The organism is Streptomyces sp. NPDC041970, from assembly GCF_055588985.1.
Genome location: NZ_JBVJCD010000032.1, coordinates 17,115 through 34,183, shown reverse-complemented (window position 1 = coordinate 34,183; position 17,069 = coordinate 17,115). Strand labels below are relative to the sequence as shown.

15 protein-coding genes are annotated in these 17,069 nt (G+C 74.6%); 4 read left to right on the top strand and 11 right to left on the bottom strand.

Annotated features, from left to right (window positions below):
* Positions 1-21: 21 nt before the first annotated feature.
* Positions 22-1,242, bottom strand: a complete 1,221-nt coding sequence (locus ACZ6EJ_RS17350; protein WP_469267966.1) for a TerD family protein — start codon at positions 1,240-1,242, stop codon at positions 22-24.
* 116 nt (positions 1,243-1,358) lie between these two features.
* On the bottom strand, positions 1,359-1,580 hold the full coding sequence (locus ACZ6EJ_RS17345; protein WP_469267964.1) for a hypothetical protein: 222 nt from the start codon (positions 1,578-1,580) through the stop codon (positions 1,359-1,361).
* Positions 1,581-2,009: 429 nt separating this feature from the next.
* Here ACZ6EJ_RS17345 and ACZ6EJ_RS17340 point away from each other — a divergent pair, with 429 nt between their 5' ends.
* On the top strand, positions 2,010-3,179 hold the full coding sequence (locus ACZ6EJ_RS17340) for an LLM class flavin-dependent oxidoreductase (RefSeq protein WP_469267963.1): 1,170 nt from the start codon (positions 2,010-2,012) through the stop codon (positions 3,177-3,179).
* Here ACZ6EJ_RS17340 and ACZ6EJ_RS17335 read toward each other — a convergent pair.
* On the bottom strand, positions 3,154-4,605 hold the full coding sequence (locus tag ACZ6EJ_RS17335; protein ID WP_469267962.1) for a peptidoglycan D,D-transpeptidase FtsI family protein: 1,452 nt from the start codon (positions 4,603-4,605) through the stop codon (positions 3,154-3,156). The two genes, ACZ6EJ_RS17340 and ACZ6EJ_RS17335, sit on opposite strands and share 26 nt — an antisense overlap.
* Before the next feature lie 124 nt (positions 4,606-4,729).
* Entirely contained in the window at positions 4,730-5,500 is a 771-nt protein-coding gene (locus tag ACZ6EJ_RS17330) for an IclR family transcriptional regulator (protein WP_469267961.1), read from the bottom strand.
* Between the two features lie 202 nt (positions 5,501-5,702).
* Here ACZ6EJ_RS17330 and ACZ6EJ_RS17325 point away from each other — a divergent pair, with 202 nt between their 5' ends.
* Positions 5,703-6,761, top strand: coding sequence for an aminotransferase class V-fold PLP-dependent enzyme (locus ACZ6EJ_RS17325; protein WP_469267959.1), 1,059 nt, complete (start codon positions 5,703-5,705; stop codon positions 6,759-6,761).
* A gap of 24 nt (positions 6,762-6,785) precedes the next feature.
* Here ACZ6EJ_RS17325 and ACZ6EJ_RS17320 read toward each other — a convergent pair whose 3' ends face one another.
* From ACZ6EJ_RS17320 to ACZ6EJ_RS17295, 6 genes are all read right to left on the bottom strand, one after another.
* Positions 6,786-7,823: a VOC family protein gene (locus ACZ6EJ_RS17320; RefSeq protein ID WP_469267957.1), complete on the bottom strand. Its 1,038-nt coding sequence runs from the start codon at positions 7,821-7,823 to the stop codon at positions 6,786-6,788.
* A 54-nt stretch (positions 7,824-7,877) separates the two neighbouring features.
* A complete protein-coding gene (gene thpD, locus ACZ6EJ_RS17315) occupies positions 7,878-8,771 on the bottom strand; it encodes an ectoine hydroxylase (protein ID WP_469267955.1) in 894 nt (297 codons plus the stop codon).
* Positions 8,772-8,774: 3 nt separating this feature from the next.
* A complete protein-coding gene (locus ACZ6EJ_RS17310) occupies positions 8,775-9,173 on the bottom strand; it encodes an ectoine synthase (RefSeq protein ID WP_469267954.1) in 399 nt (132 codons plus the stop codon).
* A gap of 90 nt (positions 9,174-9,263) precedes the next feature.
* A complete protein-coding gene (ectB, locus tag ACZ6EJ_RS17305; protein WP_469267952.1) occupies positions 9,264-10,526 on the bottom strand; it encodes a diaminobutyrate--2-oxoglutarate transaminase in 1,263 nt (420 codons plus the stop codon).
* 299 nt (positions 10,527-10,825) lie between these two features.
* A complete protein-coding gene (gene ectA, locus ACZ6EJ_RS17300) occupies positions 10,826-11,356 on the bottom strand; it encodes a diaminobutyrate acetyltransferase (protein ID WP_469267950.1) in 531 nt (176 codons plus the stop codon).
* A gap of 308 nt (positions 11,357-11,664) precedes the next feature.
* Positions 11,665-12,771, bottom strand: a complete 1,107-nt coding sequence (locus tag ACZ6EJ_RS17295) for a pyridoxal-phosphate-dependent aminotransferase family protein (RefSeq protein ID WP_469267948.1) — start codon at positions 12,769-12,771, stop codon at positions 11,665-11,667.
* A 151-nt stretch (positions 12,772-12,922) separates the two neighbouring features.
* On the opposite strand from ACZ6EJ_RS17295, the gene ACZ6EJ_RS17290 reads away from it, so the two are divergent.
* Both ACZ6EJ_RS17290 and ACZ6EJ_RS17285 read left to right on the top strand, forming a co-directional pair.
* Complete coding sequence (locus ACZ6EJ_RS17290) at positions 12,923-14,023, top strand: amidohydrolase family protein (protein WP_469267947.1); 1,101 nt, start codon at positions 12,923-12,925, stop codon at positions 14,021-14,023.
* 344 nt (positions 14,024-14,367) lie between these two features.
* A complete protein-coding gene (locus ACZ6EJ_RS17285) occupies positions 14,368-15,300 on the top strand; it encodes an SCO1860 family LAETG-anchored protein (RefSeq protein ID WP_469267945.1) in 933 nt (310 codons plus the stop codon).
* 144 nt (positions 15,301-15,444) lie between these two features.
* On the opposite strand, the gene cobC is transcribed toward ACZ6EJ_RS17285, so the two are convergent.
* On the bottom strand, positions 15,445-17,043 hold the full coding sequence (cobC, locus tag ACZ6EJ_RS17280) for an Rv2231c family pyridoxal phosphate-dependent protein CobC (protein WP_469267944.1): 1,599 nt from the start codon (positions 17,041-17,043) through the stop codon (positions 15,445-15,447).
* Positions 17,044-17,069: the final 26 nt, after the last annotated feature.

Genomic DNA, 17,069 nt, shown 5'->3' with positions numbered 1-17,069 from the left:
CCCGGCCGGGGCGCCCGGCGTCTACAGGGACTTCGCGGCGGGCTTCACCATGCCGCGCACGGTGCGCGACTTCACGAACTCGCCCATCGCGGTCATCTCCCACTCGCCGCTGAACTGCTTGATGAGCTTGGCCATCATGACGCCGGTCTGCGGCTCGGCCCCGGTCAGGTCGAAGCGGACCAGCTCCTCGCCGGTCGCGTCGTCGATCAGCCGGCAGTAGGCCTTGGCCACCTCGTTGAACTTTTGGCCGGTGAAGGAGTTCACCGTGAAGACCAGGCCCGTCGCCTCCGCCGGGACCCGGCCGAGGTCGACCGTGATCACCTCGTCGTCGCCCGAGCCGTCCCCGGTGAGGTTGTCCCCGGAGTGGGTGATCGCCCCGTGCAGGATGGACAGCTTGCCGAAGTAGCAGCTGTCCAGGTGGTTGCGGTCGGGGCCGTAGGCGATGACCGACGCGTCCAGGTCGATGTCCTTGCCGCGGAAGGCGGGCTCCCAGCCCAGGCCCATCCGGACCCGCGAGAGCAGCGGAGCACCGCCCTTGACCAGGGACACGGTCTGGTTCTTCTGGAGGCTGACCCGGCCCTTGTCCAGGTTGACCTTGCCCGACGGGCCCGCGGGCGCGGGGGGAGCCGGGGCGGCCGAGGGGGCGGGCGGCGCGAGCCGCGGATCGACGGGGGCGGCCGGAGCGGGGGACGCGGCGGCCGGGGCCGGGGCGGACGGGGCGGGGGCGGACGGGGCGGCGGGCTCCTCGACCGAGACGCCGAAGTCCGTAGCGATCCCGGCCAGCCCGTCGGCGTACCCCTGGCCGACCGCGCGGGCCTTCCAGACCCCGTTGCGCAGGTAGACCTCGATGACCAGGAGCGCCGTCTCGGAGCCCAGCCGGGGCGGGGTGAAGGTGGCCAGCGCGGTGCCGTCGTCCGCGTTGCGCACGGTGGCGGTCGGCTCGACGCCCTGGAACGTCCGGCCCGCGGCGTCCGGGCTCGCGGTGATGACGATCTTCTCGATGCCGGGCGGGACCGCGGCGGTGTCCACCACGATGGCGTCGGGCGCGGAACCCCCGCCGGAGCGGTAGGTCACACCGGGGCCCGAGGGCTGGTTGTAGAAGATGAAGTCGTCGTCGGAGCGCACCTTGCCGTCGGCGGTGAGCAGCAGGCCCGAGACGTCGAGCCGCACCGGTGCGGCGACGTCCACCGCCACACGGGCGGCGGAGAGAGGGATGTTCGAGCCGGGGGTCATTACGGTCATGCACCGGGTAACGAACGACCCCGCTTTGCCGTTCCCTTACCTTCGCGCGGCCCGCGGCCACCCGCTCGCGCGGCCGTCCCGCCGGCGGCTCCGCCCGCCCCGCGCCCCCGTTCGCGTCACCGGCGGTTGCGCGGGTGGTCGCGGGCCGCGCGCTCGTTGCCGTGCTTGTACGCGCCGGTCCAGCGGGCCATCACCATCTGGGCGTCGCCCGCCGCCACCTCGGCGAGGAACCGCACGGCCCGGTCGCCGCGCAGGACGCCCGCGCGGCGGCCGTGGTGGGTGATGGCGACCTCGGCGTCGCCGTGCTGCTCGTAGTGGAATCCTGTAGGTCTCGGCATGGCCCGTATCCTGCTCGGCCGCCCGCCCCCTGTCACCTGTGTTTCGCGCGGGCGCGCGCCGGGCGACCGGCGCGTGGGCCGCGCCTCCTCGGGCGTCTTCTCGACCCGGCGGGCCCGCCCGCCTACGCTGGTGCCCGACAGCGCCCCGCGGAACCGGGGCGCGCGCCATGGAACGCGCGGGAGGAGAGGGATGTGCGCCGCTTGACCCGTCGCCGCCACATCGACCTCGGCCGCGCCTCCAGCGCCTTCTGTCGCCGCGAAGTCTGAGGAGAGCCGCCCTCCTTCGCGCCCGCGCGGGACGCCCCGTGCGCCGGCCGCCCGACGAGCGCCCCCGCCGCCGCGCCCTCCTGGCACGGCCGCTCATGCCACCGCCTGCCCCGCACCGCCCCTCGCCCCCTTGTGCGCCCGCCCGATCGGAGAGACGCGACGATGCCCCTGACCTTCCACTGGTTCCTCCCCACCAACGGCGACAGCCGCCACGTCGTGGGCGGCGGCCACGGCACACCGGTCACGGCGGCCGGCGGCGACCGCCCGCCCACGGTCCGCTACCTCGCCCAGATCGCCCGCGCGGCGGAGGACCTGGGCTTCGGCGGCGTGCTCACGCCCACCGGGGCCTGGTGCGAGGACGCCTGGCTCACCACCGCGATGGTCAGCCAGCACACCGAGCGGCTGGCGTTCCTCGTCGCCTTCCGCCCCGGCTTCCTCTCCCCGACCCTCGCCGCCCAGATGGCCGCGACCTACCAGCGGCAGACCGGCGGGCGGCTCCTGCTGAACGTCGTCACCGGCGGCGAGAGCAAGGAGCAGCGCGCCTACGGGGACTTCCTCGACAAGGACGCCCGCTACGCCCGTACCGGGGAGTTCCTGGACATCGTCCGGCGGCTGTGGGGCGGTGAGGCCGTCGACGCGGCCGGCGAGCACCTGCGGGTCGAGCAGGCCCGGCTCGCCCGGCTCCCCGACCCCGTGCCGCCGATCTACTTCGGCGGGTCGTCCCCGGCCGCCGGCCCGGTCGCCGCCCGCCACGCGGACGTCTACCTCACCTGGGGCGAGCCGCCCGCCCAGGTGGCCGACAAGATCGCCTGGATACGGGGGCTCGCCGCCGAGCGGGGGCGCACCGTACGGTTCGGCGTCCGGCTGCACGTGATCAGCCGCGACACCGCCCAGGCGGCCTGGGCCGAGGCGGACCGGCTGCTGGCGGGCTTCGACCCGGCCACCGTGCGCTCGGTCCAGGAGGGGCTGGCCCGCAGCGAGTCCGAGGGGCAGCGGCGGATGCTGGAGCTGCACGGCGGACGCCGGGACGGCCTGGAGATCCACCCCAACCTGTGGGCGGGCATCGGGCTGGTCCGGGGCGGGGCGGGCACGGCGCTGGTCGGCGGCCACGCCGAGGTCGCCGAGCGGATCGTCGAATACCACGCGGCGGGCGTCGACGAGTTCATCCTCTCCGGGTACCCGCATCTGGAGGAGGCGTACTGGTTCGGCGAGAACGTCCTGCCCCGGCTGGCCGCGGCCGGCCTCTGGACGCACCCGGCGCGGTCGGGCGCCCCGTCGCCGGGCCGACCCGCCGCGACCGGGCGGGTCACCGTCCCAGCGCCGCCTTCATGACCTTCTGGGCGACCGGCGCGGCCAGGCCGTTGCCGCTGACCTCGGAGCGGGCCGAGCCGGAGTCCTCGATGACCACCGCGACGGCGACCTCCCGGTCGCTGCCGCGGTCCTTCGCGTACGAGGTGAACCAGGCGTACGGCGTGTTGCCGTTGTCCACGCCGTTCTGCGCGGTCCCGGTCTTCCCGCCGACCTCGGCCCCGGCGATCCGGGCGTTGGTCCCGGTGCCCTCCTCGACGACCGTCACCATGGCGCTGCGGAGCTGCTCGGCGGTCGACTCCTTCACCACCCGCTCCGTCTCGCCGTCGCCGGTCTCCTCCAGCGTGGAGCCGTCCCCGTCCGTCACCCGCGACACCATGTGCGGCGCGGCCAGCTCCCCGCCGTTGGCGAGGGCGGAGGAGACCATCGCCATCTGGAGCGGGGTCGCGGTGACCTCGAACTGGCCGATGCCGGTCAGCGCCGTCTGCGCCCGGTCCATGCCGGTGGGGTAGACGCTCTCGGAGGCCCGCACCGGGACGTCCTGCTTCTCGGTGTCGAAGCCGAAGGCGTCCGCCATCGCCTTGACCCGGTCCTGGCCGAGGTCGGCGGCCGCCTTCGCGAAGACGTTGTTGCAGGAGTACTGGAGCGCGGTGCGCAGGGTCGCGTTCGCGCAGGGGGCGGAGGGGTTCTCGTTGCGGAGCACGGTGCTGGTGCCGGGCAGGGTGTACGGGTCGGGGCTGTCGGTGGCCTCGTCGACCGAGCCGTACAGCCCGTTCTCCAGCGCCGCCGACGCCACCACCAGCTTGAACGTGGAGCCGGGCGCCAGCGGCTGTCGCAGCGCCCGGTTGAGCAGCGGCTTGTCCTCGTCCTCCAGCAGCGCGCGCCACGCCTCGCCGTCCGACCTGCCGCTGATCCGCGAGGGGTCGTAGGAGGGGGTGGAGACCATGCCGAGGACGCGCCCGGTCCGCGGGTCCAGGGCCACCGCCGCGCCCTTGTCGTCGCCGAGCGCCTCGTACGCAGCCTTCTGGACGCCCGGATCGATGGTGGTCAGCACGTCGCCCGGAGCGGCCTGCCGACCGGTGATCACGTCCGCGGGGTTCTTCAGCCGGTCGTCCGTGCCGTCCAGGACGTCGCCGTGGATGCCTTCGAGCTGGGTCGCCCCGTACGCCTGCGAGCTGTAGCCGGTGACGGCCGCGTACAGCTCGCCCTGGGTGTAGGTGCGCTGGTAGCGCAGGTCGCCGCCGTCGACCTCCTTCGATCCGGTGACCGGCGAACCGGCCACGATGATGTCCCCGAGCGGCTGCGCGTACCGCGCGATGGTGTTCCGCCGGTTGTGCTCGTCGTCTGCGAGCGCCTTGGCCTCGTACGCCTGCACCCAGGTCGCCCGCACGAGCAGTGCGAGCACCATCAGCAGGCAGAAGGCCGAAGCGCGCCTGATTGTCCTGTTCATCCCCCTGTGGGACGAACGGGGCCTCGCGGGCCGTTCCCGGCGCCGCCCCTTCTCACCGATTTCTCAGACGGTACGGGCGGCTCGGCCCGCGGTGCTCGGCGGGCGGGGACCACGGGCCCCCGGCTCAGAGCCTGCGGGTGGCGAGGGCGAGCCGGTCCCGCGTGTCGAGCAGGGCGTCCTCGACCGCCTGTTCGAGTCCGGGGGTGAGCCGGGCGGCGGGCACCGAGCAACTGACCGCGTCGCGCGCGGGCGTCCGGTAGGGGATCGCGACGCCGAGGCAGTGCAGGCCGAGGGTGTTCTCCTCGCGGTCCGTCGCGTACCCCCGCTCGCGGACCAGGCGCAGCTCCTCGATCAGCCTCTCGCGGTCGGTGATGGTGTGCTCGGTCAGCGCGGGCAGCGTCTCGGGCAGCATCTTGCGGACCCACTCGTCGTCGTGGGTCGCCAGCAGCGCCTTGCCGAGCGAGGTGGAGTGGGCGGGCAGCCGGCGGCCGACGCGGGTGAAGGGGCGCAGGTGGTGCGGGGACTGCCGGGTGGCCAGGCAGACCACGTCCGTGCCGTCCAGGCGGGCCAGGTGGACGGTCTCCGCCGTGTCGTCGGCGAGCCGGTCCAGGGCCGGCCGGGCCGCGGCCACGACCTCGTCGCCGTCGACGTACGCCGTGCCCACCAGCAGGGCGCGCACCCCGATCCCGTACCGGGTGCCCGTCGCGTCGGTGTCCACCCAGCCCAGCTCGACCAGGGTGCGCAGCAGCATGTAGAGGCTGGACTTCGGATATCCGACGGCCTCCTGCACGGCGGCGAGGGAGTGCATACCGGGCCGCCCCGCGAAGTACTCCAGCAGCTCCACCGTCCGCACCGCGGACTTGACCTGCGCCCCACCGGACTCGCTGACCGACATGGCCCACGCCTCCCTCTCCAGCCCTTCGGCCCCGCGCCTTCGCCGGGGCCACCGGGTTCATGATCGGGAACCCTGTTCAGAATACCGAACGCCCCTGCTGCGCGGCCCCGTGAGGACGGCGGGGATCCGGGCGGCCCGGCCGCGGCCGACGGTGCGTCCGGTGGTGATTGACGGCGGGGCGGGGGCGGTCGAGGGTGGGCGCATGACGCTCTCCCTGATCAGTCAAGCGGCGGCCGCCGAGTTCGCGCCGGAGGTCACCTATCTCAACACCGCCACGTGGGGCCTGCTGCCGCGCCGGGCGATCGCGGCGGTCAAGGCCCTCGCCGACGAGAACGCCGCCGGCCGCCGGGTGGGGGCGGGGTCCCTCGACGCCGTGGAGGCCGCCCGCGTCGGCTTCGCACGGGTGGTCGGGGTCCACGCGGACCGGGTCGCCACCGGAAGCTCGGTCTCCGTGCACGTCGGGCTGATCGCGGCCTCGCTCCCGCCGGGCGCCGAAGTGCTCTGCCCCGAGGGCGAGTTCGCCTCCGTGGTCCGGCCGTTCGCCCTTCGGGGCGACCTGCGCACGCGGTACGCCCCGCTCGACGGCCTCGCCGAGGCCGTGCGCCCGGACACCGCGCTCGTCGCCTTCTCCGCGGTGCAGTCGGCCGACGGCAGGGTGGCCGACCTCGCCGCCGTCCGCGCGGCGGCCGCCGCCCACGGGGCCCGGACCCTGGTGGACGCCACCCAGGCGGCCGGCTGGTTCCCGGTGGACGCCGGGGCGTACGACTACACCGTCACCGGCGGCTTCAAGTTCCTGCTCTGCCCGCGGGGCACGTCCTTCCTGACCGTGACCGAGGAGGCGCAGACCACCCTGCCGCACCTCTTCGCGGGCTGGGTCGCCGGAGGACCGCCCTGGACCGCCAACTACGGCCCGCTGGAGCGGATCGACCCCACCGCCCGCGGTTTCGACGAACCGCCCGCCTTCCTCTCGTACCACGGGGCCGAGCACTCCCTGGCCCTGCTCGCCGAGATCGGGCCGGACGCGCTGTACGCCCACGCCACCGGGCTCGCGGCCCGGCTGCGCGCGGGACTCGTGGAGCTCGGGCACCCCGTCGTCCCCGGCGATTCGGCGGTCGTCTCCGTGCCGGGGCTCGACGGCCGCGCCCCCGACCTCGGGAAGGCGGGGATCGCGGTCTCGGCCCCGGCCGGCAACCTGCGGATCTCCTGCCACCTCTACAACACCGAGGCGGACGTGGACCGGGTGCTGGAGGCCCTGGCCTGACCGGCGGGGAAAGGGCCCGGCCGGCTACCCGGCGTCGGGCGCCCCGCCACCGCTCTCCAGCGGCGCCCCGTGCCACCGCCAGTCGGTGCGGCGCGGGCGGTCCGGCAGCTCGGCGCGGCCGGTGGCCCACAGCAGGACGGCCCACCGGTCGCCGCCCGCCGGGGCGTCGGGGAAGAGGCGGGCCAGCGCCCGGTCGCACAGCGCCGGGGGCGGCGACCACTCCACGCCCAGGCCCACGGCGAGGTCGTGGGCGTGCACCAGGGTCTCCACCACGCCCATCGCGGCGAACCCCTCCGGGTCCGAGACCCCGGAGGGGTGGTAGGAGCGGACCGAGGGCGCTGTCGTGCGCACCATCGAGGCCAGCAGCGCACCGCTCGCCTCCACCGTGGCCAGCAGCCCGGCCGGACCGGCGGCGCGGTCGGCGAACACGGCGTTGGACGGCCCGCCCGGCCGGTCGGCGGTCCACCGGAAGGGGAGGTAGCCCTCCAGCGGGGGCGTGCGCGGGCCGAGCTGCGCGGCGTAGGAGACGAGGTCGTCGCCCAGGTGCTCCGCCGTCTCCCAGCAACTCCACGTCAGGTCCCCGGCGGGCGCGTCCCAGCGCTCCGCCGGTGCTCCGGCCAGCGCGTCCACCGCGAGCCGCACGGCGGCGGCCACGTCGTCGGCGGTCACCGGCGGCCGGGTCCCGGTCAGGGCCGCCAGCTCGGCCGCGCCGCACTCCACGCAGAACTCGTTGCCCTCCGGGTCGGCGAGGGTCACCCAGCCCCGCCCGTTCGGCCTGCGGTGGTCGGCGACGGGCGTCGCGCCGAGCGCCAGCAGCCGCTCGACCTCCTCGTCCCGCGTACGGTCCTGCGGTTGGACGTCGAGGTGGACCCGGTTCTTGACGGTCTTCGCGTCGGGCCCCTGGACGAAGAGGATCGCCGCGCCGGGCGTCTCCAGCAGGGCCTCCGGATCGCCGGGGAGGTCGTCGTCGGCGAGCGGGGCGCCGAGCACCTGGGACCAGAAGGAGCCGAGCGCGTAGGCGTCGGCGCAGTCGACGGTGACATGGCGTACGTGGGAAGTCATGGCCGCCACCCTCGCCGCCGGGGCGAGCGGGGTCCAGCGAATTACGCGCGGGCGCTACCTCACCGGGGTGAAGTCGCGCGCGCCGATGAACTCCGGGCGGCGGACCGGGGCCGCGAAGGGCTCCTGGGCCTCGTTCTCCACGCTGTTGAAGACGATGAAGACGTTGCTGCGCGCGTACGGGGTGATGTTGTCGCCCGAGCCGTGCATACAGTTGCAGTCGAACCAGGTCGCCGAACCGGGCCTGCCCGTGAAGAGCCTGATGCCGTGGAGGTCGGCCATCCGGGTCAGCGCCTCGTCGGAGGGGGTTCCGGCGTCCTGCATCTGGAGCGACTTCTTGTAGTTGTCCTTCGGCGTCTCGCCCGCGCAGCCGAGGAACGTCTTGTGCGAGCCGGGCATGATCATCAGCCCGCCGTTGGTGTCGAAGTTCTCGGTCAGCGCGATCGACACGGACACGGTCCGCATGTTCGGCAGGCCGTCCTCGGCGTGCCAGGTCTCGAAGTCCGAGTGCCAGTAGAAGCCGGAGGCCCCGAAGCCCGGCTTCACGTTGATCCGGGACTGGTGGACGTACACGTCGGAGCCGAGGATCTGGCGGGCCCGGCCCACCACCCGCTCGTCGCGCACCAGGCCGGCGAAGACCTCGCTGATCCGGTGCACCTCGAAGACCGAGCGCACGCTCTGCGACTTCGGCTCGACGATCGAGCGTTCGTCGGCCCGCACCGCGGGGTCGGCGACCAGCCGGTCCAGCTCCGCCCGGTAGACGGCCACCTCGTCCGGCGTGATGAGCTGGTCGACGGCGAGGAAGCCGTCCTGCTCGTACCCCTGGAGGTCCTTGGCGGTGATCGGGCCCGGCGCGCCCGGCGCGGACCAGATGACGGGGTCCTGGCGGGGCGTGGTCATCTCGGCGGCGCCGCGCGAGGGGTACAGGTCGGCGCGTACTTCGGTGGTCATGGTTCAGCCCTCCTCGGTCAGCAGTGGGTAGACACCGTTCTCATCATGGTCCTCCCGCCCGGTCACGGGGGGATTGAAGACGCACACGCAGCGGAAGTCGGTCCGGGGCCGCAGGGTGTGGCGCTCGTGCCCGTCCAGCAGGTACATCGTGCCGGGCGTGATCCAGTGCTTCTCGCCGGTCTCGTCGTTGGTCAGCTCGGCCTCGCCCTCGGTGCACAGCACCGCCTCGATGTGGTTCGCGTACCACATGGAGGTCTCCGTGCCCGCGTACAGCACGGTCTCGTGGAGCGAGAAGCCCACCTTCTCCTTGGCGAGCACGATGCGCTTGCTCTCCCAGGTGCCCGAAGCGGACTTCACATGCCGGTCGGTGTTCTCGATGTCCTTGAACGATCGGACGATCACGGTGGGCGCTCGCCTTTCTCTCTCTGCGTCGCCTCCGGGCCTCGCGGCCCGGAGGCGTCCTTCTTCTCCGGCTTCCCCGGCCGGTCCGGGTCAGGCCGTCTCGCGGACGCAGCGGGCCAGCGTGCGCAGGCCCTCGTCCAGCTCGTCGGGGGTGATGGTCAGCGGGGGCAGCAGCTTGACGACCTCGCTCTGCGGGCCGGAGGTCTCCAGCAGGAGCCCCAGCTCGAAGGCGCGGGCGCAGACCGCGGAGGCGCGGGAGGGGTCCTCGAACTCCATGCCCCAGACCAGGCCGCGGCCCCGGAAGTGCGCGGTCGCCTCCTCGGCGCAGATGCCCAGCAGCGCCTGCTCGACCTGCGCGCCGCGGGCCAGGGTCTGCTGCTCCATCTGGCCGTCGGCCCAGTAGGCGTCCAGCGCGGCGGCGGCCGTGACGAAGGCCGGGTTGTTGCCGCGGAAGGTGCCGTTGTGCTCGCCCGGCTCCCAGATGTCCAGCTCCGGCGCGAACAGGCAGAGGGACATCGGCAGCCCGTAGCCGCTGATGGACTTCGACAGGGTGACGATGTCGGGGACGATGCCGGCCTCCTCGAAGGAGAAGAAGCCGCCGGTCCGTCCGCAGCCCATCTGGATGTCGTCGACGATCAGCAGCATGTCCTGGCGGTGGCACAGCTCCTGGAGCGCGCGCAGCCACTCGGCGCGGGCGACGTTGATGCCGCCCTCGCCCTGGACGGTCTCCACGATCACGGCGGCGGGCTTGTTCAGCCCGGAGCCCTGGTCCTCCAGCAGCCGCTCGAACCAGAGGAAGTCCGGGACCGTGCCGTCGAAGTAGTTGTCGAACGGCATCGGGGTGCCGTGCACCAGCGGGATGCCGGCCCCCGCCCGCTTGAAGGCGTTGCCGGTGACGGCCAGCGAGCCGAGCGACATGCCGTGGAAGGCGTTGGTGAACGAGACGACGGACTCGCGGCCCTTGACCTTGCGGGCCAGCTTCAGCGCCGCTTCGACGGCGTTGGTGCCGGTCGGGCCGGGGAACATCACCTTGTACGGCAGGTCGCGCGGGCGCAGCACCACGTTCTGGAACGTCTCCAGGAACGCGCGCTTGGCGGTGGTCGCCATGTCCAGGCCGTGGGTGATGCCGTCGCGCTCGATGTAGTCGATCAGCGCGCGTTTGAGGACCGGGTTGTTGTGGCCGTAGTTGAGGGAGCCGGCCCCGGCGAAGAAGTCGAGGTAGGAGTGGCCGTCCTCGTCGGTCAGCCGGGCGCCCTGCGCGCGGTCGAACACGGCGGGCCAGCCGCGGCAGTAGCTGCGCACCTCCGACTCCAGGGTCTCGAAGACGCTCAGTGCGGGCGGGGTGATGGTCACAGCGGGTCTCCTGCGTGAGAGGTGTGACGGGCAGTGGTCGGTGCTCCCGGCCGCCGGCGGACGGCCGGGACCGCGCCGGACGATGGGCCGGTGCGGAGAAGTCGTGGCCCCGGCGCGTGCGGACCGGGCGTGCCGGGTGGACGCACCCGGCCTGGGCGGCGCGGGCGCGCCGACGGGCCTGGGCCCGGAGCGTCGGGGGCTCGGGTTCACCGTTCGTAGGCGGTGTGGACCTGGGCGGCCTCAGTGGTGCGGGACCGAGGCGGCTCGACGGTGCGGGACCGGGGCGGTCCCGGACGGTCTCAGGTGGTGAAGGGGCCTATCCGGTAGAGCACCTCCGGCAGGTGCGTCCCCTCGGGGAACAGCTCCCCGTCGAAGAGCACCTCCCGCTCCAGCGGGACGTCGTGCCGCTGGGCGTAGGAGGTGAACAGCCGGTCGGAGGCGGTGTTGTCCGGGGTGATCGTCGTCTCGACGCACGCCAGGCCCTGGTCGGCGGCGACGCGGGCGGTCAGCGCGTCCAGCAGCGCGGCGGCCAGTCCCCTGCCGCGGTGGGCCTGGTCGACGGCCACCTGCCAGACGACGAGGGCGCCGGGGCGGTCGGGCCGGAGGTACCCCGTCACGAAGGCGATGGGTGCGCCGTCCTCGCCCCGTGCGACGGCGGACGTCGCGGCGAAGTCACGGCACCACAGCAGGTAGCTGTACGAGGAGTTCAGGTCCAGGACCTGGGAGTCGCGGGCGATGCGCCAGATCGCGGCTCCGTCCTCCACTCGCGGGGCGTCGATGGTGAGGAATTCGTTGCGGGCACGGGCAAAATCTGCTGGTGCGGCGGTCATGCGAAAAGAATTTACCCAGCAAATTTCGAAATTGCATCGCCGCGAGGGGTTGGGCCATGGGCCCGCATGTGTTATCGGGCGTACGCGTACCGACGCGCGAGCCGGTGGCGTTTCGTCAGCTTTCCGCCCGTATTTTTCCGGCAAAACGGCGCTGATGTGGAGTCGGTCACAGCGGGGCGGCGCACGGGAGCACAAGGCGGAAGAGGGGGGCGGAATACCCGGAAAACTTCTGCGTTTAAGGAAGGGGAAATCGGGAAGAAGAATGCGGGAAGCTGCTTTCTGTAAAGCAGCTTCCCGCATTATGTATATCAGCCCATCGGCCAGGTTTCCGCTACCGCGCCGCGGGCAGCATCGATATCGACCCGCCGGCCCGCGTCGGCCAGCGCCGCCCCCAGAGCCGCGAGCGAGGACAGCACCGCGTCCCGCGTCGCCTCTGCCCCGTAATGGTTGACCCGGATCATCTCCTTGGACAGCGCCCCACCCCCCGCGACGAGCGGCACGCCGGGGTCGGCCGCCAGCGCCCGGGCGACCAGCGCCGCGGCGTCGATCCCCGCCGGGGCGCGCAGCGTCGTGGCCACCGGGGCCGCGTCCCGCGCCTCGTGGACGTACGGCGCCAGGCCGCCGCCCAGCGCCTCCGCCCCCGCGCGGGTCGCCGCGGCGGCCGAGGCGTGCCGGGCCATCACGGTGTCCAGCCCCTCCGCCTCGATCCGCTCCAGGCAGGCTTCCAGGCCCAGCATCTCCAACTGGGCCGGCGCGTGCGGCAGCGCGGCGCGGCCCCCGTCGATCCAGCGCTCCTTCCAGTCCAGCAGGGAGAGGTAGGAGCGCCGCGGCGCGGCCGGGTTGGCGGCGATCCGCTCCCAGGCGCGCTCGCTCACCGAGACCGCCGAGACCCCGGCGGGGCCGCCCATGGCCTTCTGCGCCCCGATCACGCACAGGTCCACGCCCCACGCGTCCGGCAGCAGCGGCTCCGCGCCCACCGAGGCGACCGCGTCCAGCATGAACAGCGCGCCGTGGGCCCGCACCACCTCGCCGATCTCGGCGACCGGGTTGGTGTTGCCGGTCGCCGCCTCCGCGTGCACCAGCGAGACGAACGCGATCTCCGGGTGCTCGGCCAGCGCCCGGTCGACCTGGTCCGCGGTCACCGCGGCGTGGAAGGGCGCCGCGAGGTCCACGACGTGCGCGCCGCAGTCCCGCAGCCAGTTCCCGAAGGTCTGCCCGTAGGGGCCCGTCACCACGTTCAGCGCGGTCGAGCCGGGCCGCGCGCCGCTGCGGACGCAGCCCTCCAGGGGCAGCAGCGCCTCGCCCTGGGCGATGACGACGTCCTGCTCCGTGGCGAGGAGCCGGGCCACGCGCCGCTCGATCTCCGCGAAGTGCGCGGCGGTGAGCGGGGGGAGGTCGAGGAAGGGGTGCGTCACGGTGGTGCTCTCTTCGGGTCGGGTCGGTCGGCGATCGGTCGCGGGGCGGCCGCCTGCCGACCCGGCCGCGGACGGCCCCGGCGGGGCGGCGGTCCCGGCGGCGCGGACGGCGCCCCGTCGCAGCCTACGACGGCCTCGTACAGTGCCGCGTATGAGTGATCGGGAGGGGCAGCGGGTGCTGCGGGTCAAGGGCCGGGTCCTCGTCGGCCCGGACGAGGTGCGGGACGAACTGTGGGCCGTCGACGGCCGGATCGCCTACGAGCGGCCGCCCGGCGCGGACGACGCGGTGACGGTCACCGGCTGGGCGCTCCCCGGCCTGGTGGACGCGCACTGCCATGTGGGCCTCGACCGGCACGGCCCGGTCGACGCCGCGACCGCCGAGGAGCAGGCGCTCACCGACCGGGACGCCGGGGCCCTGCTCCTGCGGGACGCCGGATCGCCCTCCGACACCCGGTGGATCGACGACCGCGAGGACCTGCCGAAGATCATCCGGGCGGGCCGCCACATCGCCCGGACCCGCCGTTACATCCGCAACTACGCCCATGAGATCGAGCCCGGCGATCTCGTCGCCCACGTCGCGCGCGAGGCCCGGCGCGGGGACGGCTGGGTCAAGCTGGTGGGGGACTGGATCGACCGGGACGCCGGGGACCTGACCGCCTGCTGGCCGCGCGGCGAGGTCGAGGCGGCCATCGCCGAGGCGCACCGTCTGGGCGCGCGCGTCACCGCGCACTGCTTCGCCGAGGAGTCGCTGCGCGACCTGGTGGAGGCGGGCATCGACTGCGTCGAGCACGCCACCGGCCTCACCGACGAGACCATCCCGCTGTTCGCCGAGCGCGGGGTCGCGATCGTCCCGACGCTGGTGAACATCGCCACCTTCCCCGACCTCGCGGCGGGCGGCGAGGCCAAGTTCCCCCGCTGGTCGGCCCACATGCGGCGGCTGCACGAGCGCCGTTACGACACCGTGCGCGCCGCGTACGACGCGGGCATCCCCGTCTACGTCGGCACCGACGCGGGGGGCTCGCTGGCGCACGGCCTGGTCGCGGGCGAGGTCGCGGAACTGGTGAAGGCGGGCATCCCGCCCCTGGAGGCCCTCTCCGCCACGACGTGGGGGGCCAGGCGCTGGCTGGGCAGGCCCGTGCTGGAGGAGGGCGCTCCCGCGGACCTCGTGGTGTACGACCAGGACCCGCGCGCCGACGTCCGCGTGCTGGCGGCCCCGAGGCGCGTCGTGCTGAACGGGCGGGTCGTCGGCTGAGGCGGCGCGGAGTGCGGGCGCGAGGCGTCGGGGCGCGGGCGGCGTGAGCGGCGGGGCCCCGGCTCGTCGGCGTGCCCCCGCCCGTGGCGGGTCGCGCCGGAGGGCGGCGGCCGCGTGGTGGGCGCTCGGTCGAACGGGTGGGTGGACGGGGTCAGGAGGAACGCGTGGGCCGAAAGATTCGAATATGCGCGCGGAAATCCCCCTTTGGGGTGAACTCACGTCGGGTGCCCGTCACTTCACCCTCAGTACGTAAAGATGCGTGGAGTCGATGCCTCCGGCGCAGGCGATGTCCCCCATTGGACTGACGCCGGCGGCTCCATGTCTCTTGTGGGGGTTCCACCACCTTGAACAGCAACACCTTCCGTCTCATCGCCCTGGCGGCCGCCGCCGCCCCGGTCGTCCTGCTCGCCGGCGGCCCCGCCCACGCGGCCCCGGCGACCCCCGTCGGCGGCGGGGAGGGCGGGGCGAGCGCGGTCGTGCTCCGCACCGGGCTCGACGTCTCCCTCCTGGGAAAGTCCGTCCAGGTGCCCCTCAGGGCCACGCTCAACGAGGTGCACGCGCCGGCCGACGCCGAGAGGACCGCGCTCACCGTGAAGCTGGACGGCGTCGAGGGCGGACGCCCCGTCGAGGTCCTGCGCGCCGACGTGGCCACCGCCGAGGCCACCGCCGACGCCCGCCGGGCCGAGGGCCGCGCCAACCTGGCGAAGGCGCGGGTCCACGTGCCCGGACTGCCGCTGCTCTCGCTCATCGAGGTCGAGAAGGTCACCTCCACGGCCCGCTGCGTGGTCGGCGAGCGGCCCGTGGCCGAGGCGAACGTGCTCGGCCGCGTCTCCGTGCTCGGCAGGAGGACGACGCTCAGCGCGGGCGGCCCGACGCGCGTCGCGGTGCCGGGCGTCGGCGAGGTGGTCCTCGCCCTCTCCGAGACGTCCACCACCACCCGCACGGCCGCCGCGACCGCCCTCCGGCTCACCGTCTCGGTCAACCCCCTCGACCTCGACGTCGCCCGGGTGAAGGGGGAGATCACCCTCGCGGAAGCCACCTGCCGAACGCCCCGCGCACCGCGGACGCCCGAGCAGCCGGGCGCCGCGGACGGCGGGGCCACCGGCGGCGACCAGGGCGGCGTGAAGCCGCAGACCGGCGCCGCGCCCGCCGGGCCGAACCTCGCCGAGACCGGCGGCAGCTCCACCACCCCGTACCTCGCGGGCGGGGCGGCCCTGCTGCTGGCCGCCGGCGCGGGCGCGACGGTCGTGGCGCGCAGGCGCGGCGCCCGGAGCTGACCCGGACCCGGTCCGAAGGGCCGGGGGAGCGGGGCAGAGCGCGGGGCGGCGTCCGTACGACAGGGCGCCGCCCTGCGCCTCCTCTGGATGCCGTGCCTGTGCGACCGGGCGCCGCCCCGCGCCGCCCCTCGAAGCCGCGCCCGATCAGCGCCCGGATCTCGCGGGCAGCGCCTGCACCGCCTGGTCCAGGGCCTGGAGGAAACGGTTCGTCGTGGCCCGGTCGCGCACCGCCAGCCGCAGCCACTGCGGCCCCAGGCCGGGGAAGGTGTCCCCGCGCCGGGCCGCGAAGCCCAGCAGCCGCAACCGCTCCCGGACCTCCGCCGCCCGCTCCAACCGCACCAGGACGAACGGCCCCCGCGCCGTCTCCACCGCCCGTACCTCGCTGAACTCCGCCAGCCCGGCCAGCAGATGGGCCCGGTCCACCGCGATCCGGTCCGCCGCCTCGGCCGCCTCCACCAGCGCCCGCGGCTCCATGCACGCCGCCGCGGCCGCCAGCGCCGGGGACGACACCGGCCACAACGGCTGCGCCCCGGCGAGCAGGGCGACGGTCTCCGGCGCGGCCAGGACGTAGCCGATCCGAAGCCCGGCCAGCCCCCACGTCTTGGTGAGGCTGCGCAGCACCACGAGTCCGGGGACGTCCGTCCGCCCGCACAGCGCCTCCCGCTCGCCCGGCACGGCGTCCATGAACGCCTCGTCCACCACCAGCGTCCGACCCGGCCGCGCCAACCGCTCCAGCAGCGCCGCCGGATGCAGCACGGACGTCGGGTTCGTCGGGTTGCCGACCACCACGAGGTCCGCGTCCTCGGGCACCGCCGCCGGATCGAGCCGGAAGCCGTCCTCGGCGCGCAGCAGCACCCGCCCCACCGCGTGCCCGGCGGCCCGCAGCGCCGCCTCCGGCTCGGTGAACTGCGGATGCACCACGACCGGCCGCCGGGCCGGCAGCGACCGGGCGATCAGGACGAACGCCTCGGCGGCGCCCGCCGTCAACAGCACCCGCTCCACCGGCACCCCGTGCCGCTCGGCGACCGCGGCGCGGGCCGGGGCCCCGTCCGGGTAGGCGGCCAGGGTGGTGAGCGAATCGGCTATCCGCGACCGCAGCCACTCCGGAGGGGTGTGGGTGCGGACGTTCACGGCGAGATCGGTCAGATTCTCGCCGCGCACCTCCGCGTCGCCGTGGTGGCGCAGATCGGGCCCGGCGCTCTCGGTGTTCCACGTGGGGGGATTCATGGCTGCCATGGTGAACGGGCGGAAGCCTCCCGTCACCGGTGGGAGGGAACTTTTCCCTCCGGAAGCCTCGGGAGCCCGGCGGCCGGGCAGGCGGCGGGCCACCGCACAGGTCGCCCTCCCCTTCACTCCCGCGCCCCCGCCCGCCGCGCCGGTCTTCGGCACCACCAGCACGTCCGCGTCGATCAGCGCCGCCGCCTCCGCCACCGACGGCGTGCCCGTGGCCGAGCCCACCGCCTCGGAGGGATGCGGGACGCGCACCGCGGCCAGCGCCGCCGCCGGGTGCGCGCGCACCGGCACCCCGAGCCGGGCCGCCGCCGCCAGGATCGCCGGCTCGTCCGCCTTCGCCTCGACGGTCGCCACCTCCACCACGTCCGCGACGCGCAGCCCCGCCCCGCCCAACACCGCCTCGATCAGGGCGAACAACTCGTCCTCGGGGACGCCGCGGCGCGCGCCGAGCCCCACCACCAGATCGCCGGTGCGCCGCTGCGGTGCGGGGTCGACGGATGCTCCGGCCATGGGCGGGCCCTGCCTTTCGGGTCGAA